At 44.9% G+C, this 24,220-nt stretch carries 26 protein-coding genes; 10 read left to right on the top strand and 16 right to left on the bottom strand.

The genetic code is table 11. The features are described 5' to 3' along the window. The first annotated feature begins 104 nt into the window (after nt 1-104). From nagK to LY387_RS08685, 3 genes are all read left to right on the top strand, one after another. Nucleotides 105-1,013 carry an N-acetylglucosamine kinase gene (gene nagK, locus LY387_RS08695; RefSeq protein ID WP_234493766.1) on the top strand — a complete coding sequence of 303 codons (909 nt, stop codon included), beginning with the start codon at nt 105-107 and terminating at the stop codon, nt 1,011-1,013. A 123-nt stretch (nt 1,014-1,136) separates the two neighbouring features. After that, nucleotides 1,137-1,580, top strand: coding sequence for an antitoxin Xre-like helix-turn-helix domain-containing protein (locus LY387_RS08690; RefSeq protein WP_234493765.1), 444 nt, complete (start codon nt 1,137-1,139; stop codon nt 1,578-1,580). Then, nucleotides 1,580-2,050: an RES family NAD+ phosphorylase gene (locus LY387_RS08685; RefSeq protein WP_234493764.1), complete on the top strand. Its 471-nt coding sequence runs from the start codon at nt 1,580-1,582 to the stop codon at nt 2,048-2,050. The genes LY387_RS08690 and LY387_RS08685 overlap by 1 nt, the downstream gene beginning before the upstream one ends. Here LY387_RS08685 and yegS read toward each other — a convergent pair. Next, complete coding sequence (gene yegS / locus LY387_RS08680; RefSeq protein WP_234493763.1) at nt 2,022-2,942, bottom strand: lipid kinase YegS; 921 nt, start codon at nt 2,940-2,942, stop codon at nt 2,022-2,024. The genes LY387_RS08685 and yegS overlap by 29 nt on opposite strands. 32 nt (nt 2,943-2,974) lie before the next feature. Next, on the bottom strand, nt 2,975-3,778 hold the full coding sequence (locus LY387_RS08675) for a Cof-type HAD-IIB family hydrolase (protein ID WP_234493762.1): 804 nt from the start codon (nt 3,776-3,778) through the stop codon (nt 2,975-2,977). 150 nt (nt 3,779-3,928) lie between these two features. On the opposite strand from LY387_RS08675, the gene queE reads away from it, so the two are divergent. Continuing rightward, nucleotides 3,929-4,609, top strand: a complete 681-nt coding sequence (gene queE / locus LY387_RS08670; RefSeq protein ID WP_234493761.1) for a 7-carboxy-7-deazaguanine synthase QueE — start codon at nt 3,929-3,931, stop codon at nt 4,607-4,609. Nucleotides 4,610-4,644: 35 nt separating this feature from the next. Next, nucleotides 4,645-5,331, top strand: a complete 687-nt coding sequence (gene queC, locus LY387_RS08665; RefSeq protein WP_042475666.1) for a 7-cyano-7-deazaguanine synthase QueC — start codon at nt 4,645-4,647, stop codon at nt 5,329-5,331. Nucleotides 5,332-5,361: 30 nt separating this feature from the next. Here queC and LY387_RS08660 read toward each other — a convergent pair whose 3' ends face one another. The 4 genes from LY387_RS08660 to LY387_RS08645 form a co-directional block, all read right to left on the bottom strand. After that, nucleotides 5,362-5,721, bottom strand: coding sequence for a DUF2750 domain-containing protein (locus tag LY387_RS08660; protein WP_042475668.1), 360 nt, complete (start codon nt 5,719-5,721; stop codon nt 5,362-5,364). 122 nt (nt 5,722-5,843) lie between these two features. Next, nucleotides 5,844-6,467 (bottom strand): OmpA family protein, encoded by a 624-nt coding sequence (locus LY387_RS08655; RefSeq protein WP_234493760.1) that lies wholly within the window; start codon nt 6,465-6,467, stop codon nt 5,844-5,846. A gap of 2 nt (nt 6,468-6,469) precedes the next feature. Continuing rightward, nucleotides 6,470-7,753: a TolC family outer membrane protein gene (locus LY387_RS08650; RefSeq protein ID WP_234496081.1), complete on the bottom strand. Its 1,284-nt coding sequence runs from the start codon at nt 7,751-7,753 to the stop codon at nt 6,470-6,472. 433 nt (nt 7,754-8,186) lie between these two features. Beyond that, entirely contained in the window at nt 8,187-9,377 is a 1,191-nt protein-coding gene (locus LY387_RS08645; RefSeq protein WP_234493759.1) for a class I SAM-dependent methyltransferase, read from the bottom strand. A gap of 149 nt (nt 9,378-9,526) precedes the next feature. On the opposite strand from LY387_RS08645, the gene yccX reads away from it, so the two are divergent. Then, on the top strand, nt 9,527-9,802 hold the full coding sequence (yccX, locus tag LY387_RS08640; RefSeq protein WP_042475671.1) for an acylphosphatase: 276 nt from the start codon (nt 9,527-9,529) through the stop codon (nt 9,800-9,802). Between the two features lie 4 nt (nt 9,803-9,806). Here yccX and LY387_RS08635 read toward each other — a convergent pair whose 3' ends face one another. The 6 genes from LY387_RS08635 to LY387_RS08610 all read right to left on the bottom strand — a co-directional run bounded on the left by LY387_RS08635 (nt 9,807) and on the right by LY387_RS08610 (nt 15,323). Next, nucleotides 9,807-10,136 carry a TusE/DsrC/DsvC family sulfur relay protein gene (locus LY387_RS08635; RefSeq protein WP_234496080.1) on the bottom strand — a complete coding sequence of 110 codons (330 nt, stop codon included), beginning with the start codon at nt 10,134-10,136 and terminating at the stop codon, nt 9,807-9,809. Between the two features lie 140 nt (nt 10,137-10,276). Continuing rightward, the gene (locus LY387_RS08630) at nt 10,277-10,939 is read right to left on the bottom strand and encodes a Bax inhibitor-1/YccA family protein (protein WP_112461762.1); all 663 of its coding nucleotides are present in this window, start codon (nt 10,937-10,939) and stop codon (nt 10,277-10,279) included. Nucleotides 10,940-11,153: 214 nt separating this feature from the next. Further along, the gene (locus LY387_RS08625) at nt 11,154-11,903 is read right to left on the bottom strand and encodes an amino acid ABC transporter ATP-binding protein (RefSeq protein ID WP_042475673.1); all 750 of its coding nucleotides are present in this window, start codon (nt 11,901-11,903) and stop codon (nt 11,154-11,156) included. 21 nt (nt 11,904-11,924) lie between these two features. Continuing rightward, entirely contained in the window at nt 11,925-13,022 is a 1,098-nt protein-coding gene (locus LY387_RS08620; RefSeq protein WP_128648632.1) for an amino acid ABC transporter permease, read from the bottom strand. 1 nt (nt 13,023) lies between these two features. After that, entirely contained in the window at nt 13,024-14,226 is a 1,203-nt protein-coding gene (locus LY387_RS08615; protein WP_234493758.1) for an amino acid ABC transporter permease, read from the bottom strand. Nucleotides 14,227-14,294: 68 nt separating this feature from the next. Then, nucleotides 14,295-15,323 carry an amino acid ABC transporter substrate-binding protein gene (locus tag LY387_RS08610; RefSeq protein ID WP_042475678.1) on the bottom strand — a complete coding sequence of 343 codons (1,029 nt, stop codon included), beginning with the start codon at nt 15,321-15,323 and terminating at the stop codon, nt 14,295-14,297. 457 nt (nt 15,324-15,780) lie between these two features. On the opposite strand from LY387_RS08610, the gene LY387_RS08605 reads away from it, so the two are divergent. Next, a complete protein-coding gene (locus LY387_RS08605; RefSeq protein WP_234493757.1) occupies nt 15,781-16,719 on the top strand; it encodes a precorrin-2 dehydrogenase/sirohydrochlorin ferrochelatase family protein in 939 nt (312 codons plus the stop codon). 41 nt (nt 16,720-16,760) lie between these two features. Here the strand turns inward: LY387_RS08605 and LY387_RS08600 are convergent, their stop codons facing one another. Together LY387_RS08600 and LY387_RS08595 are read right to left on the bottom strand one after the other, a co-directional pair. Further along, nucleotides 16,761-17,243 (bottom strand): YajQ family cyclic di-GMP-binding protein, encoded by a 483-nt coding sequence (locus LY387_RS08600; RefSeq protein ID WP_042475681.1) that lies wholly within the window; start codon nt 17,241-17,243, stop codon nt 16,761-16,763. A 1-nt stretch (nt 17,244) separates the two neighbouring features. Next, complete coding sequence (locus LY387_RS08595) at nt 17,245-18,309, bottom strand: 3-deoxy-7-phosphoheptulonate synthase (RefSeq protein ID WP_234493756.1); 1,065 nt, start codon at nt 18,307-18,309, stop codon at nt 17,245-17,247. A gap of 260 nt (nt 18,310-18,569) precedes the next feature. Here LY387_RS08595 and LY387_RS08590 point away from each other — a divergent pair, with 260 nt between their 5' ends. Together LY387_RS08590 and LY387_RS08585 are read left to right on the top strand one after the other, a co-directional pair. Next, nucleotides 18,570-19,466 (top strand): putative PEP-binding protein, encoded by an 897-nt coding sequence (locus LY387_RS08590; protein ID WP_234493755.1) that lies wholly within the window; start codon nt 18,570-18,572, stop codon nt 19,464-19,466. A 208-nt stretch (nt 19,467-19,674) separates the two neighbouring features. Then, nucleotides 19,675-20,148 carry a PaaI family thioesterase gene (locus LY387_RS08585; RefSeq protein ID WP_042475684.1) on the top strand — a complete coding sequence of 158 codons (474 nt, stop codon included), beginning with the start codon at nt 19,675-19,677 and terminating at the stop codon, nt 20,146-20,148. A 2-nt stretch (nt 20,149-20,150) separates the two neighbouring features. Here the strand turns inward: LY387_RS08585 and LY387_RS08580 are convergent, their stop codons facing one another. Then, entirely contained in the window at nt 20,151-21,500 is a 1,350-nt protein-coding gene (locus LY387_RS08580) for a hypothetical protein (RefSeq protein ID WP_234496079.1), read from the bottom strand. A gap of 113 nt (nt 21,501-21,613) precedes the next feature. Here LY387_RS08580 and LY387_RS08575 point away from each other — a divergent pair, with 113 nt between their 5' ends. Beyond that, a complete protein-coding gene (locus tag LY387_RS08575; protein WP_234493754.1) occupies nt 21,614-22,453 on the top strand; it encodes a S1 RNA-binding domain-containing protein in 840 nt (279 codons plus the stop codon). A 333-nt stretch (nt 22,454-22,786) separates the two neighbouring features. On the opposite strand, the gene rsmF is transcribed toward LY387_RS08575, so the two are convergent. Further along, nucleotides 22,787-24,208 carry a 16S rRNA (cytosine(1407)-C(5))-methyltransferase RsmF gene (gene rsmF, locus LY387_RS08570; RefSeq protein ID WP_234493753.1) on the bottom strand — a complete coding sequence of 474 codons (1,422 nt, stop codon included), beginning with the start codon at nt 24,206-24,208 and terminating at the stop codon, nt 22,787-22,789. Nucleotides 24,209-24,220: the final 12 nt, after the last annotated feature.

Below are 24,220 nucleotides of genomic sequence, written 5' to 3'. Positions count from 1 at the left end.
AGGTATAAATTGGGGCTCCATCACAGTTTGAGGGGGTAGGGATATGGATAATGCCATCAATTATCTATTTTTTTGCCTCGGTTTGAGGTTTCAAGGAGAGTTTCATGTATTACGGCTTTGACGTCGGTGGCACAAAAATTGAGTTTGGTGCTTTCAACGAAAAACTAGAACGTGTGGCAACTGAGCGCGTTCCAACACCTGTTGATGATTACCAAGTACTACTAGATACACTTGCTGGTCTAGTAGCAAAGTACGATGCAGAGTTGGGTACAGAGGGTAAGGTTGGTCTTGGTCTTCCGGGTATGGAAGATGCAGACGATGGCACGGTACTGACCGTTAACATTGGTTGTGCAAAGGGTAAACCGCTTCGTCGCGATCTAGAAGCAAAGATCGGTCGCGAAGTTAAGCTAGAGAACGATGCAAACTGCTTCGCGCTTTCTGAAGCGTGGGATGATGAGCTACAAGATGCCCCATCAGTTATGGGTCTAATTCTAGGCACTGGCTTTGGTGGCGGTCTAATTTACGAAGGTAAAGTGTTCTCTGGTCGCAACAACGTTGCGGGTGAGTTGGGCCACATGCGTCTACCTATCGATGCATGGTTCCACCTTGGTGACAAAGCACCGTTGCTTGATTGTGGCTGTGGCAAAAAAGGCTGTCTAGATAACTACCTTTCAGGTCGCGGTTTCGAGTTGCTTTACGCTAACTACTACGGCGAGAGCAAAAAAGCGATCGACATCATTAAAGCTCGCGAAGCAGGCGATGCGGATGCGATTGAATTTGTTGATATGTTCATGGAGCTATTGGCAATCTGCTTTGCAAATATCTTCACCGCGAACGACCCACATGTCGTTACGCTAGGTGGTGGTCTGTCAAACTTTGAGCTTATCTACGAAGAGATGCCAAAGCGCGTGCCTAAATACCTAATGTCTGTGGCTAAGTGTCCTAAGATTGTTAAAGCGAAGCACGGTGATTCAGGTGGTGTTCGTGGTGCAGCATTCTTGAACATCAAATAAGACGCTTGAATTTGTTAAAGGCGACCGCAGTGGTCGCCTTTGTTGTTTCTGGAGTCTGTTTTGAGAAAACGATCAAACTGGTATATCATTTGATATGTTTAAAGGCTATCAAATGGAGGTTTTATGACTGCCTCAACAAAATTTGTTCCTTCTCAATCGACTGCCGGATTTTGGTCGCAAATTGGTGTGCCACCAAGAGGTCGCAAACTGCATGAGGCGATCGAGGCTGGCTTTGATTATGCGACCTATCAAAAACTCGCCAACGTTACAGGCATTGAGAAAAAAGAGCTAGCACGTATCACCAACATTAAAAGTGCGACTCTGAGTCGACGAGCGAAGGACGGTAAGTTCTCTTCTGAAGAGAGTGATAGACTTTATCGCTACGCTGAAGTGTATAACGCGTCTTTGCGACTATTTGAAGATGATAAGTTGAAAGCGTTTCAATGGATGCACAATCCAGTTAAAGCTCTCGGGTACGTTGCGCCAAGCGATATGTTGAAAACCAGTGCTGAGACCGAAGAGGTATTGAGCGTAATCGGTCGCCTTGAACACGGTGTATTCAACTGATGTTCTTATATCGTATCGTCAAAAAGAAATTTGCTACTAATATCGAGCAAGTATTCGATGGTGAAGGAGCGAGGCGATACGGTGGGCGCTGGAATTCAGCGGGTAACCGTTGTGTTTATCTCGCTACCTCAGAATCACTTGCGATTCTCGAAGTCCTGGTTCATTTGAATGATACCGAATTACTTAACGACTACGATCTTTATCGCATAGATATCGATGAAGCTTTGATCATAGAACTCGACCAGGGCTATCTACCAGACGATTGGCAAGAAGACCCTGCGCCATCTTCCACTGCTCAGATTGGTGATGAGTGGCTTGAGAGCGAGATGAGCTTGTGCTTAAAAATCCCTTCGACAATAGTGCCTAGAGAGTTTAATTGTTTACTCAACTTACAACACGCAGCTTTCAACTTAGAGGAGCTAGAGGTAGTTAAACTTGCGTTTAACCCTGACCACCGTTTGAGCCGTTGACGAGCACGGGCGAACATGAAGGTAGCACAAGTTTGATTTCGTTGGGCAAGACGCTGAACTTTATATGTTTTGCCATCAGCGGCTCACCATCTAAGTTTACGGGCATGATACTGTCCGAGACCCACTCAAGCGTTTTGACTTGGTTACGTTTGACATATTTACCACTGAAATCAGAATCCTGAAGCAACTCGTCTACAACCGCAGGAATATCGGTAGGCGAGAACTCTTCTAGAGACACGACATTTAATAAGCCGTCATTCAGCAGAGCGTTAGGAGATAGCGGCTGACCACCACCTGCCATTCTGCCATTGCATACCGCCCCTACGACGACGTTACTTTCGACCACCTCGCCATCAAACAGTACAGTGCCGCTAAATGGTTGAAAGTTGATTGCTTGAACAACACCTGCAAGCGTGTAGGCGCCGCCGCCCAGAAAGTTCTTGAGAGCTACGGGCGTATTAGCCGTCACTTGCGCGCCAAAGCCTGCGGTTGCAATATTGATGAAATGTCGTTCATTCGCTGACGCTGCATCGATAGGTGTAGCGTCGCCGGTCAATGCGAGAAGAAGGGCGTCGTAGGATGACGTTGTGGGGATCGCGGAGGCCGTAGCGAAGTCGTTAGCCGTGCCTAAAGGTAGAACGGCTAACTCAATGTGCTGCAGTTGATACCTGATTAAGGCATCAACGACTTCGTTCACCGTTCCGTCTCCACCACCAGCAATCAGGCGAGTGACACCTTGCTCTCCGGCTTCTTTTACTAGTCTCTCAAAGTCTCCGCCTTCCCAAGTGACACGAACTTCCAGCTCGTGCCCCTGTTCCCTAAGTTGATAGACCGCCTCACGAATATCTTCTTGTGACGCTTTCTTTCCATTAAGTAGTAGGCGAGTAGTCATGTTTCTTCCTTAAAACAGAGAGTTAGCTGAAACTATAGCACAAACTTTTCAATAGCTTTCGCAACGCCATCTTCGTTGTTGCTGTCGGTAATGTAATCGGCAATGGTTTTGGTCTCTTCCATCGCATTCGCCATGGCGACACCTTTACCTGCAAATTTGATCATATGATGGTCGTTTTCAGCATCGCCAAAGCACATGGTTTGCTCGTATGGGATACCTAAATGGTCTGCAATGACCTTGACCCCTTCACCTTTGTTACTTAGAGGGTTAAGGAACTCTAAAAAGAAAGGTGCGCTTTGCACAACGGTGTAGCGGCTATGGTAATCAGCATCGATGTTGGCGATCTGCTCGGTTAACTTGGAAGGTTCGCCTACGATCATAGCTTTAATAATCTGATGATCATCTTCTAGCTTTTCAAAATCATAAATATTGATATCGAGCTTATTGATTTCAGCTTCGTGATCGGTATATGCGTTGGCTCTTGGTGTAATCAACCCAATTTCAGTACTGAAGGCGTGGCAGTCGAGACCGAGCTTTTGAGCCAGACGCGCAACCTCTTTGGCATCTTTACCTGTTAGTGTTTGCTCGTGCAAACGTTCACCGCTCGCTACTTTCTCCACATAGGTACCGTTAAAGTGAATGACGAAATCGTCTTGCTGTATTAGTTCAAGCTCAGCAAGCGCATCCTTCATGCCGTTAAGTGGACGGCCCGATGCTAGAACCACAGTGACGCCTTTCGCTTTGGCCGCGGCAATCGCTTCTTTGGTTCTTTGAGAGATGGTTTTTTCGGATGTGAGTAGGGTGCCATCCATATCGATAGCTATGAGTTTGTACACGTGACTTACCTAAAAAAAGAAATAAAACAAAACGATTCCAGAATAGGGAAAAGTGTCGTGAACTACCAGCAATTTTGTCGGTGGGTTTGTATTGAATTTCTAATGCGCATCCTTTAAGGTCTGCTCATCTTATATAATTGGCAATATTCAATGAGCGGTAAACAATTCAAGATCAACGAAATGTTCGAAACCATCCAAGGTGAAGGCGTATTTACAGGCGTTCCCGCGGTGTTCGTCCGGCTTCAGATTTGCAACGTTGGTTGTGCATGGTGTGATACCAAGCAAACTTGGGAAGCAAAAGCAGAGGATGAGCGAGCGTTTGGAGAAATCATCACGAAGCAAGGCGATAGTCCAACGTGGAGCGATGTAAGTGCTCAAGACATCGTTGATATGTATAACGCGCAGGGTTTTAATGCTAAGCATATTGTTATCACGGGTGGGGAGCCGTGTGAGTACGATCTGACGCCGCTTTGTGAAGCATTTGAGGCAATAGGTGCTCGATGTCAAATTGAGACCAGCGGTACGTCTGAAGTCAAAGTTACCGATGCTACATGGGTGACAGTGTCACCTAAAGTCGCAATGAAAGGTAAACGTGAAGTATTAGAATCGGCGTTAGAGCGTGCGAACGAGATTAAACATCCAGTAGCGACAGATAAAAACATCGAACAGCTAGATGAACTGCTAGATGGCGTTGTACTTAAAGATGACGTAGTAATCGCACTTCAACCGATCAGTCAAAAACCACGAGCGACAGAATTGTGTATGTCGACCTGTATTGCTCGTAACTGGCGCTTGTCGGTTCAGACCCACAAATATTTGAATATTGCTTAGTTGGATAGCGCAGAATTCCGCAAATGGAGAAAGTAATGAAAAAGGCAGTAGTTGTTTTCAGTGGTGGTCAAGATTCCACAACCTGTTTGGTGCAGGCTCTGGAGCAGTACGATGAAGTCCATGCGATCACGTTTGATTATGGACAACGACACAAGCTGGAAATTGAAGTAGCAGAAGCGGTAGCGAAAAAGCTAGGCGTGAAAGCTCATAAAGTGATGGACGTGGGTCTTCTTAACGAACTCGCTATCAGCTCGCTGACTCGAGACGATATTCCTGTTTCCCATGAGCTGCAAGAGAACGGTTTGCCGAATTCTTTTGTGCCTGGTCGTAATATTCTCTTTCTGACGCTTGCTGGTATCTATGCGTATCAGATTGGTGCACAAGCAGTGATTACTGGTGTTTGTGAAACCGATTTTTCTGGTTACCCAGACTGCCGTAATGACTTCATCAAAGCGATGAACAGCGCTTTGGTGCAAGGCATGGACAGAGAGCTCGATATTGTGACGCCACTAATGTGGCTAGACAAAGCGGAAACGTGGGCGTTAGCAGACAAATACGATGCACTTGAGCTAGTTAGAAACGAGACGCTGACTTGTTATAACGGTGTGATTGGTGATGGTTGTGGCGACTGCCCATCATGTGAGCTAAGAGCCAATGGACTGAATCAGTACCTAGACAATAAAGAAACGGTAATGAAGTCCTTAGAAGACAAGTCCAACTAAAAAGAGGCGCTTTAAGCGCCTCTTTCTTTATTAATCTGCTTTTAGATAAAGCTTAGCAACGTCAGAAGGCTCCATTTCTTTACCTTCTAATTTATCGTTCCAGTTAGTTCCGATTAGTACGCCATCTTCATCCAGTGTTAGCAACCAGTCTTCAACAAAGATATCGAGTGGAATGTGCAGCACTTCGAAGTCAGCCCATTCTTCTACATTATGCGTTTTAGCATCTTCTTCAGATGACCAAAAAGGCATTACTTCGCTGTTTTCGAACTCAGTCGAGTCAACCGCCAACCAACCTTCGTCGTTGCGAAGACCCCAAACAAGTTGGGTTTTGCTTGTTTCTTCAATAAACAGCTTTAGGTTCTGTTCGATATCAGACGTTAATTTACTCATTGTTTTATACTCGCAGTAAGAACTGCTTACAAGACTAGCATGAGATAGCTAATATCTAAATGAAATCGCAACAAAAAAGCGCTCATTCAGAGCGCTTTAGATGTGGATGATGCTTAAATAATCTATTTTCCAATTTTAGTGAAAATAGTCCACTCCATATCCACTTCGCCTTTGTATCCGACAACGGATGCGACCACTTTACGGTTCATGGCGTGAGCAAACTCAGTATTACCGAGTTCCTCGGGCTTGGTTTCGCCAAAACCAATAATGGTAAGACGGTTAGCGTCTACGCCATTGCTTATAATGGCTTGTCTAACGACTTCTGCGCGGTTTTGAGAAAGCACCATGTTTTTATCTTCGTCGCCTACAATACTCGCAAAACCTTGTATCTCGATGCTTGTCTCTGGATACTCGTTAAGAAACGCTGCCATTTCGGAGATCTGGTTTTGAAACACGGGCTTAATGAAGGTTGAGTTATTGTCGAACAGGATACGCAATGCTAATGAGTTCGACACATCGATATATTGCTCACAGCCGTCGTTATCCAGCTCCGCTCCCTGAGGCGTTGTAATACACAGATCTCGCGCATTAATAACACCATCTCCATCGTCATCGAGCAGGTCGGCTTTTTGATCTGCGACCGGAGTAGGGCGATAGTCGTACTTGTCTTCTTCCGGTGTCGTTGCAACCGCGACCAGTGGCGCAACCATCAGGCCACAGATTATCAGTTTACTCTGTAGTTTCATGATTAATACTCCACTCTCTCGTTCCATTCTTCAGGTGTATCCACACGAAGCGCATCTAATAGACCGCCAGTCGCGTTCATCACCCTGTAGCGCGCGAACTGCTCAGCATATTTTGCATCCAAGTAACCTTTACGTGCCTCAAACAGCTCATTTTCAGTGTTAAGTACATCGAGTAGGGTACGTTTACCGATTTTGTATTGCTTTTGATAGGCAACAACGGTGTCTGATGCTGAGTCAACATGGTCTGACAAGAAATCTTTCTGTTGTACCGTATACTCGAGGCCCGTCCATGATAACTTCAACCCTTCTTCAACCATTCGATAGGTACGGTCTCGGAAGTCTTTTGCTTTATTGAGCTGATAGGCTGCTGACTCTGTACGATCTGAATCGGAACCGCCGTTGTAGAGGTTATAGCGCATACGCAGCATGGCACGCGTTTCGTTGTCTGTACCAATGTTGCCGCTTGCGTCATCTCGCCAATTGTGGCCAGCATCAATGTAAAACGTCGGGTAGTTTACGCCTTTGGTCTGTTGATATTGGAATCGAGCCGAATCAACGTCTACTTGCGAAATTTTAATCACTGGGTGAGTCTCTATCGCCATTTGAAGAGCGTCATCGACAGTTAACGGGATGGCCACTTCATCCGCTCGCGGATATTTAAGCCCTAGAGGAGCTTGTCCGACAAGGCGTTTAAACTGAGTGTGTGTATCAAAAAGGTTATTTTGAGCCGCCAGAAGATTACCATGTGCTTTTGCGATACGCGCTTCAACCTGTGACAAATCTGCGGTGGAGCCGATACCGGAATCAACACGTTTTTTGATATCAGAATAGATTTTCTTGTGAACTTCTAGATTGGCCTCAGATAGGGCGAGAACTTCATAAGCCTTGGTGGCGTCAAGATAGATCTGAGCAACTTCTAAAGCGATATCGGAAGCGTCAGCAAGGAGTTGATATCGAACCGATTCGGCATCGGCAGCCGTTCTGTCGATATCGTTCAGTGTTTCGTTACCGTCCCAAATTAGCTGAGTCAGCGTTATCCCGATTTCCTTTCTTGTCAGGCTCTCATTTCTGCTGTTAATAATGTTTTCACGGTCGTAGTCGGTTCTTTCGTAACCGATACCGCCATCTAAATCGATTTTAGGACGGTATGCACCGACTGCTGCGTCAGCATCGTAACGTTTACTCACGTACTCATTATAAGCAGCTTTAATGTCTGGGTTGGTTTTGAGTGTGAAAGCAACGGCTTGTTCAAGGGTTTGGCTGTTAACAGGAAGGCTAAGAGCCATAAAACAAGCTGTGGTGGTCAGGGTGAGCTTATTCAAAGTCTTTCTCCTTGGTCCTGTAATGAGCGAGCGGCGTGCATGACACGTGCGCTCCCTTCGCTCAGGTTTGTGAAACGGCATAATAGCCTCCACTGACTTGGTTTCAATAAGACTAACCAAGTCAAAAAGTTAATAACTGTAGCTTTAAATATAGCGAGCATAAGTCTCTTTTCAATCTGGATTTGTCTTGATTATGTATCTGATTTAAGACTCGCTACATTTACATTTATAGGTTAGCAACGAATTTGTACATACTATTGAAAATAGTAGAGAAAACTATGAAATCAATGAATGGAGTGAAATAGAATCTTATTTTTGAGACAGCAGATGTAAAAAAGCCAACCTAACAGTCGTCAAGTTGGCTTGATAATGAAGCTTCGAGAGGTAAACCTAATAGTTATAGGACCTTACAGGCAAAACCCTTCAAATAGAACCCTTCTGGGTAAGCTGTGTCGGTTGGGTGGTCTGCTGCTTGTTCAAAACGCTCAACAAACTTAACCGAGCGGTTAGCATCGACCGCAGCGTCTGCGATGATTTTCTGGAACAGATTGCCGTCCATTAATCCTGAACAAGAGTAGGTTAGCAGTGTGCCGCCTGGTTTTAGAATCTGCATCGCAAGCATGTTGATGTCTTTATAGCCACGGCAAGCGCCATTTAGCTGTGCTTTTGATTCAGCAAATTTTGGCGGATCCATAATGACGACGTCAAACTTCGTCCCTTGATCGCGATACTCACGTAACAGTTTGAACACGTCAGCGTTCAGGAACACGGCTTTTTTCTTCTCTGTGAAGCCGTTGAGCTCGGCATTGTGTTTTGCTGTATCGAGTGCGAGTTGTGAAACGTCCGCGTTGATAACGCGCTTAGCACCGCCTTTAAGTGCGTAAAGTCCAAAGCCACCCGTGTAGCTAAAGCAGTTAAGCACTTCTTTATCTTTCACATATTTTTGTGCTTGGAAGCGGCTATCGCGTTGGTCGAGATAAAAACCAGTTTTGTGACCGTTGATAATATCGACGCTGATTTTGACGCCGTTTTCTTCGATTACGACTGGCTTGTCAGGAGATTCACCGTGAATTACGCCTGTGCGCTCTTCTAAGCCTTCTTTTTTACGTACCGATACATCTGAGCGCTCGTAGATAGAGCATTCGGGGAAGCAATGGATAAGAGCCTGTACCAGTGCTTCTTTTTGGTATTCTGCACCGGCACTTAAGAGCTGACACACCAAGAAATTGCCGTAGCGGTCAATGGTCACCCCTGGTAGTCCATCTGACTCAGCCGCGATTAAACGATAGCCAGTTAAGCCGTCTCGTTCGATAATATCTTCGCGAAGAAGTTGTGCTTGCTGGATTTGTTGGATGAAAAACTCAACATCAATGTCTTGCTTTTTAAAGCTCCACACGCGAGCGCGAATTTGAGAGTTAGGTGAGTAAGCCGCTTTCGCCAACCATTCGCCGTTGTGAGCATATACATCGACGGTTTCACCAAGCTCAGGCGTCCCATCGACACGAGAGATACCTCTTGAAAAAACCCAAGGGTGTTTACGTCTAAGTGATTTGTCGCGGCCTTTAACAAGGTGAATAGCTGCTGCCATGGTATGCCTTACGAAGTTTTGGAAAGAAAAGGTGGGGTATTTTGTGTGAAGTTTCAAACAAATGCAAATTGAGCATGAGCATTGGAGCGAAATCAACACGAACTAAGCTAGAATCAGCTATGCAGACGTTGTTGGTTAGGAGTTGAATGATGAGTCAATATTGCCAGAAAGTGATCGTAACTGGACACGTACAAGGCGTGGGTTTTCGCTACCACACATGTCATGAAGGACTAAAGCTGGGTCTAACCGGTTATGCAAAAAATTTGTATGATGGGTCGGTAGAGGTCGTCGCATGTGGTGATGAGGCGAGAGTCGAAGCACTGTGTGATTGGCTTTTGCAAGGTCCCAGAACTGCATCGGTAGAGTCGGTAGTCAGGGAGCCTTGCGAACAAACAAACGTTTATTCAGGTTTCAAGATCCTTTAGAGGCCTACAAGCACTTAGCTGGTTTTGGAAGACCCGCGAGCTTAGTTGCCTGCTTAGCAGGGCCTTTCTTAAACAGCTTAAATAAATACTTGCTGTTGCCTTTCTCTGGGCCGTGCGCCTTTTCCATCGCTTTCACAAGCATGCGTACGGCAGGGGAAGTGTTAAATTCTTCGTAGAAGTCTCTCACAAACATCACGACTTCAATATGAGCGTCCGTCAGCTCTATACCTTCTTCAGCGGCGAGTACTTCGATCATTCCTTGTTCCCAATCTTGGTGATTGAGAAGGTATCCTTCAGCATCGGTTTCGATGGTTTTTCCGTTGTATTTAAACATCATAGTCATTCTTATGGCGGATAATCGTCAGAAGGTTAGCTCAGGTCCGTCCTAACTTTCAAGGCTCTCTTGCTGATTTAAATGCAAAAAGCCCGAGACGTTGTCTCGGGCTTTACCTATTCGTTTAACAACTCGACCTATTAGTCGTTGTTCATGATACCTAGGATAGAAAGTAGGCTGATGAACAGGTTGTAGATAGACACATATAGGCTAACTGTTGCAGAGATGTAGTTTGTTTCACCACCGCGCACGATTTGTTGAGTCGTCAACAGAATCACACCAGTAGAGAACAGAACAAACATGCCGCTCATCGCTAGGTGAATCATTGGCATCTGCAGGAAGATGTTCGCTACCATACCGATAAGTAGGACAACGAAACCAGCCATTAGTACGCCACCTAGGAATGATAGGTCACGCTTAGTTGTTAGAGCGTACGCCGATGCGCCTAAGAAGGCTAGGGCAGTACCACCAAGAGCAGTAACGATAACATCGCCCATACCCGCGCCAACATAGGCGTTTAGGATTGGACCTGTTGTATAACCAAGGAAACCAGTGAACAAGAATGTGAATACGAGACCCATGCTGTTGTTACGGTTTTTCTCTGTAAGGAACAATAGGCCGTAGAAACCAACCAACATCAGGATAAGACCTGGACGAGGTAGGTTCATTGCCATTGAGAATGCTGCAACGACCGCAGACCAAAGTAGCGTCATAGATAGCAGCGCGTAAGTATTTCGCAATACTTTGTTTGTTTGCAGTACACTCGCTTGAGCAGAACTGCGAGATACCATAGGATCGTTCATAATCTTCCTCATAGATGATTTACTTATTTATATGACTATTTATGGGGTTGAATGTTCAAAAGATCAAGTCCCGTTATAAAAGTCATTGAACAAAATCATAATAAAAATAACTGGTTAAGGGTATATCAAGATGTAACACAATATTTCCAGTGTACATCAGATACCTACAAAGAAAAAGGCGACATAATCGTCGCCTTTGTTACATTTGATGTCATTAGTGATGCAAAATCTGACTCAGGAAGTTCTGAGTACGGTCAGACTGCGGATTCTCGAAGAAATCGACAGGGTTGTTTTCTTCAATAATTTCACCAGCATCCATAAAGATAACTCTATCTGCAACTTCCTTAGCGAAGCCCATCTCGTGCGTTACACACAGCATGGTCATACCTTCTTCTGCAAGCTCTACCATTACGTCCAGTACTTCGCGAACCATTTCTGGATCGAGCGCTGATGTAGGTTCATCAAACAGCATGACTTGTGGGTTCATACACAGTGAACGAGCAATCGCTACACGTTGTTGCTGACCACCAGATAGCTGACCTGGATACTTGTCGGCTTGATCTGGGATCTTAACGCGCTCTAGATACTTCATAGCGATGGCTTCCGCTTCCTCTTTAGGCATTTTCTTTACCCAGATAGGAGCAAGCGTACAGTTCTCCAGAACCGTTAGGTGAGGGAAGAGGTTAAAGTGCTGGAAGCACATGCCGACTTCACGTCGTACAGCCTCGATATTCTTTAGATCTTCGGTAAGCTCTGTACCAGAGACAAAGATATGTCCCGCTTGGTGTTCTTCAAGACGGTTAATACAGCGAATCATCGTTGATTTACCAGAGCCAGATGGGCCACAGATTACGATTTTTTCGCCTTTCTTAACGTCTAGGTTGATATTCTTAAGTACGTGAAACTCGCCGTACCATTTATTCATGTCCTTAAGTTGGATCATGTAATCTTCTTGTTGCGTCATAATACGTCCTCGAATTTCCGTTTATCGTTTGTGACCGGTATGCAGTTTGTTCTCTAGCCAGATCGAGTATCTCGACATGCCAAAACAGAACACCCAGAACACTAACGCGACAAATACATAACTTTCCGTAGCAAAACCTAACCACTCGGGGTCAGTGTTCGCAGCTTGACCAATACCCAATACATCGAACATACCGATGATGAGTACCAGACTGGTATCTTTAAATAGACCGATAAAGGTGTTAACAATCGATGGGATAGTGATTTTTAGTGCCTGTGGAAGCACGATTAATCCCATCTTTTTCCAATAACTCAGTCCAAGTGCGTCTGCGGCTTCATATTGACCCTTAGGGATCGCTTGTAAACCACCACGAATTACCTCTGCCATATAGGCTGCACTAAACATGACAACACCAATAAGCGCACGAATTAGCTTATCAGTCTCCACACCCTCTGAGAAGAAGAGAGGAAGCATAACAGAAGCCATAAATAGGACGGTAATTAGTGGAACACCACGCCACACTTCAATGTAAACCGTACAGATACTTCTGATGATTGGCATCTCAGAACGGCGACCTAGAGCCAGTGCTACGCCGATTGGAAGTGATACGATGATACCTACTAGTGCGATAATCAGGGTAACAAGTAGTCCACCCCAACGGTGAGTCTCGACGACTTCAAGACCAAACACACCACCGTAAAGTAGCGCCGCTGCAATGAAAGGATAGATATTCACGAAGAATAGCCAGATCCAAAGACGCTTTGGTGTGCGTTCGTATGCAAGAAGTGCCACGAAAATCGCTAGCGTTGCATAGAACAGGCGAGGACGCCATAGTTCAGCTTGTGGGTAGAACCCGTACATGAACTGTTCCCAACGAACACTGATGAAGACCCAACAAGCACCTTCACGTGTACATGCTTCGCGAGTCGTACCAACCCAGTCGGCCTTCAAAATTGCCCAATCAAACACGTACCAGATTAGTGAAATTGCGAAATAACCCAGTACAAGAGTAACGACAGAGTTAACAGGGCCGTTAAACAAGTTTTTTCGCAGCCAGCCAACAACACCAACGGTATTTGCTGGAGGTGGAAGGTCTGGTTGAAATTGATGCTGTTCCATATTACCTCTCCACCAAAGCTACTTTCTTGTTGTATATGTTCATCAACGCTGACGTGAGAAGGCTCAGTGTCAGGTAAACGCCCATCGTCATTGCAATAATCTCGATCGCTTGCCCCACCTGGTTTAGAGTGGTTCCGGCGAACACTGATACCAAGTCTGGGTAACCAATCGCCATTGCGAGAGAGGAGTTCTTAGTCAAGTTTAAGTATTGACTTGTTAATGGCGGGATGATGATTCGCAGTGCCTGCGGAATAACGACAAGTTTGAGCGTTCTGGACCTAGGCAGGCCTAATGACATTGCCGCTTCTGTCTGACCATGGTTCACCGCGTTAATACCCGAGCGAACGATTTCAGCAATGAACGACGCCGTGTAGATACTCAGCGCAAGTGTAAGCGCTGCTAGTTCTGGGATAATGGTGATACCGCCGCGGAAGTTAAACCCTTTTAGTACTGGGTATTCTGCAGAGATAGGCATGCCCATGATGAAGTACGCAACGAGCGGCAAACCGACAATAAGACCTGCGGCGATGCGGAACATCGGAGTCTGTTGACCAGTTAGCTTCTGACGATTGTTTGCCCAAATATTAACAACAATAGTCGCAATAACACCAACAATGAGTGCGCCAACGACGACGCTACTGCCTTCCCCAAATACAGGAGCAGGTAAGTAGAGGCCTCGAACGTTCAAGAAAATCGCTTCACCTAAACTTATACTCTGACGAGCGGATGGGAGCGCTTGAAGGACGGCAAAGTACCAGAAGAAAATTTGTAGCAAGAGGGGAACGTTTCGGAATATCTCAATATAGACTGCGGCAAAACGGCTAACCAGCCAGTTTGATGACAGTCTTGCGATACCCATAGCGAAACCAAGAATGGTAGCAAACACAATGCCTAGTACTGATACCAGAGCCGTGTTTAAAAGCCCCACATAAAAGGTGCGTCCATAAGAGAAGGTTTCATCGTACTCGATCAATGTGAGACCGATGCCGAATCCTGCTTCTTGATTCAGGAAGTCAAAACCTGTGGCTATACCGCGTGCAGCTAGGTTATTAAGTGCGTTGTCGACTATGGTGTAGAAGAATAGTCCAAGAGCCAGTAGGGCAAGTGCCTGAAATACAACGGAGCGGAAGGTGGGGTTGTATAGTAGATTTGCGCTTTTCGCAGGTTTTTCCTGCGACGCGACTTGAGTCGTAGTAGGTTTCATACAGCTATAACCTCAAATCCTTTGAAAAAGGGCGGTAAAACCGCCCTTGTTGGAGCATGAAATCGCGATTAGCGAATTGGTGGCGCGTACATGAAGCCACCTGCATTCCAAAGTGCGTTAACACCACGAGAGATTTGTAGAGGAGAACCTTCACCTACAGTACGCTCGAAGCTTTCGCCGTAGTTACCTACTTGTTTGATAACTTGGTAGCCCCAGTCATCAGCAATGCCTAGACCTTTACCTTTAGGACCATCAACACCTAGGATACGCTTGATGTTTGGATCGGTAGACTTAAGCATTTCGTCTGCATTTTTCGATGTGATACCGTACTCTTCAGCATTCACCATTGCAGCTAGAGTCCATTTAGCGATGTTAAACCACTGGTCATCACCTTGACGAACTACAGGGCCTAGAGGCTCTTTAGAGATGATCTCTGGTAGTACTTCAGCTGATTTAGGGTCTGCTAGGTTTAGTCTTAGTGCGTATAGACCAGATTGGTCAGTAGTCAGTACGTCACAGCGACCAGAATCGAAACCTTTTGAGGTTTGTGCTGCTGTATCGAATACAACTGGCTTGTATTCCATACCGTTGTTACGGAAGTAGTCTGCAAGGTTAAGCTCAGTTGTTGTACCTGACTGAACGCAAACAGAAGCGCCATCAAGCTCTTTCGCGCTTGTTAGACCAAGCTCTTTCTTAACCATGAAGCCTTGACCGTCGTAGTAGTTAACACCTACGAAGTTAAGACCCAGAGCTGAATCTCGGTGTAGAGTCCAAGTTGTGTTTCGAGAAAGTACGTCAATCTCACCAGATTGAAGCGCAGTAAAACGTTCTTTCGCCGTTAATGGAACGTATTTAACTTTAGATTTATCGCCAAGTACCGCAGCAGCAAGAGCTTGACAGTATTCTACGTCAATACCTTCCCACTCACCTTTTGAGTTAGGGTTAGAGAAACCTGGTAGACCAGTACTAACGCCACATGATAAAACACCTGCTTTAGTGACCTTGTCTAGTGTAGAGTCAGCAGCAGACGCTGATGTGCTCATCATCGCAGCAGATGCCGCCACTAAAGAAGCGATAAGAGTGAGTTTCTTTGCCATTGTGTATCCTTCCTGTTAGATCCGTGTAAGTCAGGTCCTGCCTGAATACAATGTGCTAATTGTTGTTGTGTTGCATTCTGAGCTGTTGTTTTTGAACCGATTTGGTGCAAGTTGTCACAGCCGTTTAAAGCGTAGATAATGAACCGTGATTTCTCAAATTATTAATTTAAATGGTTTTTTGAGTTGCCACGCGACGCTAAACAATTGTTAGAATGGCCAAGTGTGATGACTTTGTAAATAGTGCAACTAAGCACTAAAAAAGGGAATTAGAGAGTGGTATGTTAAATATTCGTTAACTCGAAACAAATCGTTGTCGACGGAAATTTATGCAGCATATTTCTCTTAAGAAATGTAGAAATTTGGTAATAAATAGTTTTGTGATCAATGTCTCGGTGACAATTTTGCACCAATATGGTGATTATGAATGAATAGTTATATCGTTTAAATAAGGAAAATTATGCGTTACTTTCCACTGTTTATGGACCTGCTAGAAAGACCTGTTTTAGTTGTTGGCGGCGGAGAAGTTGCTTGTCGTAAAGTAGAGACACTGGTACGAGCAGGTGCTCGCGTAACAGTGGTGTCACCTAAAGTAGAGCCTTATCTTAGCGAGTTAAGCGAGAGCGGAAAATGTACTTGGGTGCCACGCTTCTATGAAAAAGAGTTAATGACCAAGGACTTTGTCCAAGTTTGGGCGACAACAGACAACCCAGACCTGAATCATCAGGTGCATAAAGATGCAAAAAATAAAGGTATTTTAGTCAATGTTGTTGACGATACGCCATATTGTGACTTCATTACCCCATCGATAATTAATAGAGGTCGCGTTCAGATAGCGATTTCAAGTGGTGGTTCTTCACCGGTTCTTATTCGCGGAATTCGTGAAAAGCTCGAATCAGTGCTTCCGATGAATACCGCCCAACTTGCAGATTTTGCAGCAAGTAAGCGCTCTGATATTAAGCGTCACTTTTCTTCCGTTGATGAAAGAAGAAAGTTTTGGGAGCTCTTTTTTAAACAGCCTATGGTGATTAATTGTAAAGATAATCAAGAGCTTGAAAGGGCATATCAAACATTGATTAATGATGATTCAGAGTTTACAGATTCGTGTACATGGATAGAGTATGGAACGGATCCAGAATTACTGCCGATTAAAGCAATGCGGATTATGCAGGAAGCAGAGATTGTTTTTTATGACAAGAACTGTCCATTTGGGTTTGTTGATCTTGTGCGAAGAGATGCAGAGCGAATCGCGTATGATGATGTAGCAGATGTTTCATCCGATATCATGGCTCGCAAAGCAGATCGACAACGAATCGTTGTATTTGTGGAGCCGGAATCTTCTTCCTACAAGCTTTTGAAAGAAGGCGACGAAGTGATTGAGTTAGCTAAGATAAAATAAAAGGGCGAATCGCCCTTTTATTTTGCTCCAAACTTGAGAGGTTAATCTCTGAAGTTGTTGAACTGGAATGGCTGACCAAGTTCGCCATTCTTAACCAGTTGCATTGTCGCTTGTAGGTCGTCGCGTTTCTTGCCAGTTACGCGAACTTTGTCACCCTGGATAGAAACTTGAACTTTGATCTTAGAGTCTTTGACGAGCTTAACGATTTTCTTGGCAATGGGTGTTTCAATGCCTTGCTTAAACAAAACCGTTTGGTTCCAAAGCTTGCCAGATTGCTCTGGAGTTTGAGATTCCATCGCATTCACATCAACACCGCGTTTAGTCAAATTGCCGCGCAGAATGTCACGCATTTGCTTAAGCTGGAAGTCACCTTCGCACGATAGCTTCACAGTCTCATCGTTTAGTGTGAAAGTAGCCTCAACATTGCGGAAGTCGAAACGTGTTGAGATTTCACGGTTAGCGTTGTCTACGGCATTGCGAAGTTCAACCGTATCGATTTCAGAAACGATATCAAATGATGGCATGTTAGCTTTCCTTTTCGTTGCGTTGTTTAACAGCGTCAGCAAGAATGTCGAGCATGTGAACCGTATCATTCCAGCTCAAACAAGGGTCCGTGATCGATTTACCGTAGGTCAGGTTATGGATATCCTCCATGCTCTGATTACCTTCTTCGATAAAACTTTCTGCCATGATGCCTGACACTTTGTGTGAACCAGCGATAATTTGACGAGCGATCTCTTTTGCTACATCAATCTGCTTACGATGCTGTTTTTGGCAGTTAGCGTGGCTAAAATCGACGACCAATCTTGTTGGTAGGTCGAATGAAGCTAGTTGCTCGCATGCTGCATCAATAGAAGCTTCATCGAAGTTAGGCCCAGTATCACCACCTCGAAGGATTACGTGACCATAAGGGTTACCACTAGTGCGATAAACCGTCATACGGCCGTGCTTATCCGGCGAGTAAAAGTAGTGAGAAGCTTGCGACGCGCGAACTGCATCAATAGCAATTTTCACGCTACCGTTGGTACCGTTTTTAAAGCCGACAGGGCATGACAGCGCTGAAGCCATTTCACGGTGAATCTGAGACTCAGTAGTACGCGCACCAATCGCGCCCCAAGTAATCAGGTCAGCAATGTATTGACCAGTGATCATATCGAGAAACTCAGTTGCTGTCGCAAGACCAAGCTTGTTGATGTCAAGGAGCAGACCACGTGCTTTGTTTAGTCCAGCCTCTAACGCGTACGAACCGTCTAGGTTAGGGTCGGTAATGAGACCTTTCCAACCTACGACCGTACGTGGCTTTTCAAAGTAAGTGCGCATTACGATAAACAGCTGATCTTTATACTGCTCTTGAATGTCTGCAAGACGTTTTGCGTAGTCCAGCGCTGCGTCGGTGTCGTGTACCGAGCATGGTCCTACGATACACAGTAGACGGTCATCGTCTCCCGTAAGAATGCTTTCGATTTGTCGGCGAGAATGAGCAATGCGCTCTGCTACGTCATCAGTAATAGGGTGATTAGCACTCAGTTCTGATGGAGTCGGCATTGGACCTAATGCCTGTGTTCTTAGTTCATCGGTCTTTAATGGCATGATGGTGCAGCCTGCAAATAATTTCGAAGCGGTTAAGATAACGGAAATAGCCAGTAGAATAAACCACTAATATAGCCGCAACGCAATCATTTGCCATTTCACTTATTTGAACACCAGATTACTGACTAAAATTGCATCATTTGTCGATGGTAAACTACTGAAGCAAGCGGAATAATCAGAAAATGCTCTGATGCTCTTGTATTCCATGTAGGGAGTCGGTATTTTGCCTGAAGAAGCAATTATTAGAGCACGGAGCAGCAATGAGTCATCAACAACAATCAGATCAAACGAAAGCCGTATCGGGCCTGAATGTCGGAAATGTGTTGCCTAGTTTTTCAGAACAAGCATCGTCGTCATCACTTTATGTGTGTATTTCAGAACTCATCATGGAGAAGGTGTTTTTTCACCCAGGGTTTCCAGCGTCTGAGCAAGAGCTTGACGCTGTTGAAAAAGATGCGATTCAAGCATTGCTAGGTGAGCAATCGAGCGACGAATTCTTTGTCTCTACTTTAGTCAATGAAATCAAAGCAGCGGTTACTCCGGAACACAAGGTTATTTCCGTTGAGTTAAATGACGCGACCAGTTACGAAATGAGTGCATTACTTGGTGGCAAGGTTGAGAGTGATGAAATTAATCCTCAACTGGGATTAAGAGGTGTCTCGCGTCTTACTTCCGAAGCTTATCAAGCGAGCTTTGCGTTGGAGTGTGAAGTCATTAAGGCGCTGCGCAGCGAAGGCTACAACGTTGAGATTGTAGTCCCATGTGTTCGAGCACTGAGTGACGCTGCTAAAATCATTGATCGTTTAGCTGAGCGCGGACTACCACGTGGCCTGAATGGACTCAAAGTGATGTTTGCATGTGATACACCTTCAGCCGTGCTGCTTTCAGAGCGTTTACTTCATTACTTTGATGGACTTGTGATCAAGCTTGAGAGCTTAACTCAGCTAACTTTGGGCGTAGATCTCATGCACGAAGAGCTGGCGCATTTGTATGACCCACAAAATGAAGCTGTGTTAGCGCTAGTAAAGCAAGCCGTAAACGCATGTAAAGATGTAAACAAGCCAGCTGCAGTGCTGCTGGATAACTTGGCAGAATTGCCTCTACTTGCTGAGCTACTTCAAGATGAGAGTGGCGTGACGGTTTTTCCGGTTAGTTAAAATAGAATTTAATGTGACGCTGTAACCACGGCCTGCTCACTTTTAATGAGCAGGCCTTTTCATTTCTATTTAAAGCGTTCTAACAATAGAGACCTCACCGTATAGTTTGTGGCTTTGATCAAATAAAGATACGTTTTAGTAACATTATTTTGACAAGTGGAATGATTTTTGGCCTACTGGTCAGAGGAGTTTTTTAAAGGAATCTCACATGTTTAGCGCATTACAAAAGGCGAATTTTTATCTAGGAACGTTTGGTTTTTTTAAGGTGCCTTTGATTTGGCTCTGCCGTCCAAAACTACTCAAGCTGGATGAAAATGAAGTAGAGCTCAGAATTCCATTGAAACGCAGAACTAAGAACCACCTTAACAGTATGTACTTTGGCGTTTTAGCGGTGGGTGCTGATGTAGCGGGTGGATTTATGGCCATGAGTAAAGCACAGCAACGCGGCAAGCGTGTTTCTCTTGCTTTCAAAGAGGTGGAAGGGAAGTTTCTTAAACGCCCAGAAGCGGACGTCCATTTTATCTGCAAAGATGGCCAATTGATTGATGACATGCTGGATGAAACGCTGCGTTCAGGTGAGCGAGTCAACCAACCTGTCCGCATTATTGCTACGTGTCCAAGTTTACACGGCGATGAACCCATGGCTGAGTTCTCGCTCGTGTTATCGTTAAAAGCTAGATAGTGCTAGACTGGTATTCTTTCAATATCGACTATCTTGGAGCGATTGAGGACTATCTTCCATCGATAGTAGGTCGGCTCTTCACCCTGATTGTTTTCTTTAACAATTAGGTTCAAAAGGTGTCGTTTTTCGAGTGATTCTTTAACGACTTGTCCCTCTTGAAGCTTATAGATTCGGTTGCTGGATTTATCCATCAATCGAGTCAAAGCACGAAAATTAATGTTCAGTATTTCGCGTGTTTGCTCGTATCCACTGGTAAATCGAGATGTCGCCATCTCGGTATGTGCACGATAGTGCAATACTTCTTCTTCGCGCTGGACAGATCGTTTTTTACGGATGCTCTTAATGCGGTCTGGCAGTTGGTCAAATGAGCTGTAGTCAAGCCACTCAATTTTCTTGCCGACCTCTTTTTTGGTCGTGGCATCGATAAATCGGCGACGCCATTTAGGCTTTCCCCTTTGTATCCAGCGCCACATGATGTCACGTAGGTCGTCTTTAAAAACCTCTCTCAGTGCATAAATGACAGATAACACGAGGATAAACGACGCGGTGATTTCGCCAAGATAGTCACGAGCGAGAATTACGGCTGAGGTAACGAATAGCATAACTAAGCCCGTTGCGGATCCTTTGATCATCCGTTTTGTGTTGTTACCCATACTGGTAGATTTTGATTGAAGTACAATAGGGTGTTCAATCAAGCGGCGCAAAAGTCGCATCTTGTTCGCCAGTCGCGTCGGGTCACTCTTAACCTTATCGGAGTTGTAATTGTTTAGATTACGATGTGCTTGCTCCTTTTCCACAATGGTAATCAAACGTTCTTTAAGAGGCGTGTATGCTTTGCTATTCGGAATATACACAACCAATTCGAGAAGCTTCTGTCCTGTGTACCAAGAAAGATAGTTATCGATATTTGCATAGTGACGCTTAAGGCTGTCGTCGTAAGGTACCGAGCGGCGCATCTTACGAAGTATATCTAGCGCGAGTTCTATAACCTCGTCGACCTCATCAGCGGTGATTTCGTCTTGCGCTGTTTCTTTGAATGTTGCTACTGCTTTGTCTAGTGCTATCACATATTGATACGCGAAAAGACTTAAGCTGACTCGATACTGAGTATTTGAGAGCCTGCCTCGTTTGGCGAGACGAGAGTGGACCAATGGAAGTAGTGTTTCGTTACTATAGTAAGCGCGCTTTTGCGAAATAGACTCGTGATAGAAATCTGACTCGGAAATGAGATGAGACTTCATTCCTAGTTCATTAGGAATAAATAAGAATACGTCCAAGTCGAGTTTTTTAGTATTGGCCATTACATGCGCTATTTTTAAGGTAATGGCATCTTGTTTGTCTACGGTGATCAACCAACTCTCTCCGTGTGCTGAGATTGCTCTAAGCATATCAGAACCAAGGTAAACTAGCATCTTAAAGGGAGTTAGGTATAATCGCGCCAACTACTACATTAGAGATAAAAAACATGATTAACATAGGTCGTACTAACCAATTGGAAGTAATTAAAGAAGCAGACTTTGGCTGGTTCTTGGACGGAGAGGACTATGGCTCTATCTTACTTTCCAAAAAGCATGCGCCTGAAGGTGTGGCGATTGGTGACAAGGTTGATGTGTTTATTTATTTCGATGCTGATAACCAGGTTGTGGCCACGACCGATACTCCTATTGCACAAGTAGGCGAGTGGGGTTTGATGAAGGTGGAAGGCATTAACAGTGTCGGCGCCTTTGCCAATTGGGGTATTAAAGAAAAAGACCTGCTTATTCCGTTTAGTGAGCAGCGTGGTCGTCTATCTGAAGGCAAGACAATTTTAGTGTATGTCTACACAGATAAAGCCTCTGGTCGAATCGTTGGTACGACAAAATTCAACAAGCTGCTTGATAAAAAGCCAGCTCGCTATCAAAGAAATGAGCAGGTAGACCTGCTTATTGCAGAGCGCAGTGACCTAGGTTACAAGGCTATTGTAAATGGTCAGCACTGGGGCATGATTTTCCCATCAGATGTCATCGGCAAGCTATTCGTAGGTAAAAAGCTCAAAGGGTTCATCAAACAGATTCGTGAAGATGGCAAGATTGATTTGTCATTGCAAAAAGTAGGCGTTGCTAAGATGGATGATTTGAGTGAAAAAATCTTAAGCCTGCTTGAGAAGAAAGGGGGCTTTTTACCGTTGAGCGACAAGTCTACGCCTGAAGCGATTTTTGCCGCTTTCAAAACCAGCAAAGGTACGTTCAAGAAGAGCATTGGTGGTCTTTACAAGCAAGGCAAGATCTCCATCGAGAAAGACGGTATTCACCTAAAATCCGAATAAAAGTTTTCTCTTAGTCAAAAGACGTTCCCTAGTTAGAGAAAAGTTGTGACACAGAAAACTCAGACATAAATGTCAGGTACAAAAAGAGGCCCAAAACTGATCCTGATTTGGGCCTAGGGGAATGGCTCATGGAGAGCCTACGCTAACTGTTTTAAACAAGCTTGTTGGAGAAAATCAAGCTTCACACCTTTTGCGAACAGCCATTGGTGTTCGCCATTTAAACGGATATTGCTGAATTGCCTATGTCTCGATAACCTATAAAGTGTAGTACAGAACAGCAAAAAAGCGATGTTGGGTGCGGTTTTTACTAGCCCAATTCGCTATCCATTTGGGTTAAAACAGGTTTTTGTCGCGTACAAGCTCTCTTGGCAGGCCATTTTTCACTCGGTTTCCTACCCATTTACCCAGCCCAATAATAAACCCGTTGTAGCTGACGAGCACTTCTCCCTTGCCAGATAGACCCTCTGGTCTCACATCGCGTCCCATAAACCATTCTCGAGCATCTACAGTTTCAAGTGCTATGGTGTCCGCATTGCGGTTGGCGAGTGTTGTCGCCACTTGATGTTGCCATTTGTAGCCTTTCTTATGTTGCTCAGCGATTTTGATGCCCATGCGAGAGAAACGAAACTCACCAAGCATTGGCTCTAAGGCGCTAGGGAACAGCCAAATATCATTATCACGCTTCCATAACACGCCGTCTGAGGGGAGTTCGATCGAAAATGATTGCTCAAGGGCAGTGACAACGTCACTTGACTCCTTGTTGGTGAGTCTACTAAAAGGAAATTTACCGAGCTTTTTCTTAACAGTAGGTGCGGTCACTGGAGCGAGCTTTGTAAACTTGGCAATGAAAAAGCCTTCGCTATCATAAGTTTGGGGGAAAACGTGTAAATAGCCTTCTGGAGTCGTTGCTTTCTCCGCACCTTCAAAAAGGGTCTGTAAGCTTTGTACTTGTACGGCATCACCAAATGTCTCTAGTAGATACTCCGCGACCTGCTGATTCTCCTCTGGGCTCAACGCGCAGGTTGAATAAACAAGGTTGCCACCAACTTTTAGTGCGTGGAAGGCGCTCTCAATGAGGTCTTTTTGGGTAGCGGCGATTTCAGCGGTCGAGTTGAGACTCCAGTTCTTCATCGCATCAGGATCTTTCCTAACCGTACCTTCACCTGAGCATGGTGCATCAAGCAAAATCGCATCAAACTGTTCAGGTAGCCAGCCGCCAAAAACACGAGCGTCGTAATTACTAAGGGCTGCGTTTCGAACGCCGCAACGTTCAATATTAGCGTGTAACACTTTCACTCGGCTTGCGGCAAATTCGTTTGCCACCAAAACACCTGAGTTCTCCATTAGCGCTGCTAATTGAGTGGTCTTAGAGCCAGGTGCTGCGGCCATATCTAACACAGCTTCATAATCATTATCTTCACCTGCGTAGAGTGCGCTCGGTGGCAACATAGAACTCGCTTCTTGAATATAAAATAAACCCGCCATGTGTTCTGCGGTGTTACCTAGCGGTACCTCGGATTCATCAGCCTCGATCCAGAATCCTTCTTGGCACCAAGGAATTGGATTAAGTGTCCAGCCTTTCTTTTGCGCATTGATTTTAAAGGCATCAACGGTCGTCTTTAGTGTGTTGACACGAATGCTTTTGCGTAGTGGCTTACGACAAGCTTCGACAAAATGTGTCATTGACAGATTCTCAGGAAGAAAAGTTTCGACGTGGCTAAGGAAATCTTCAGGAAGGTAGACGTTAGAATGCAAAGTGAAGCCTAT

The sequence above is a fragment of the Vibrio maritimus genome (assembly GCF_021441885.1).
GTDB lineage: Bacteria > Pseudomonadota > Gammaproteobacteria > Enterobacterales > Vibrionaceae > Vibrio > Vibrio maritimus_B.
This window is presented reverse-complemented; position numbering and strand designations above follow the sequence as displayed.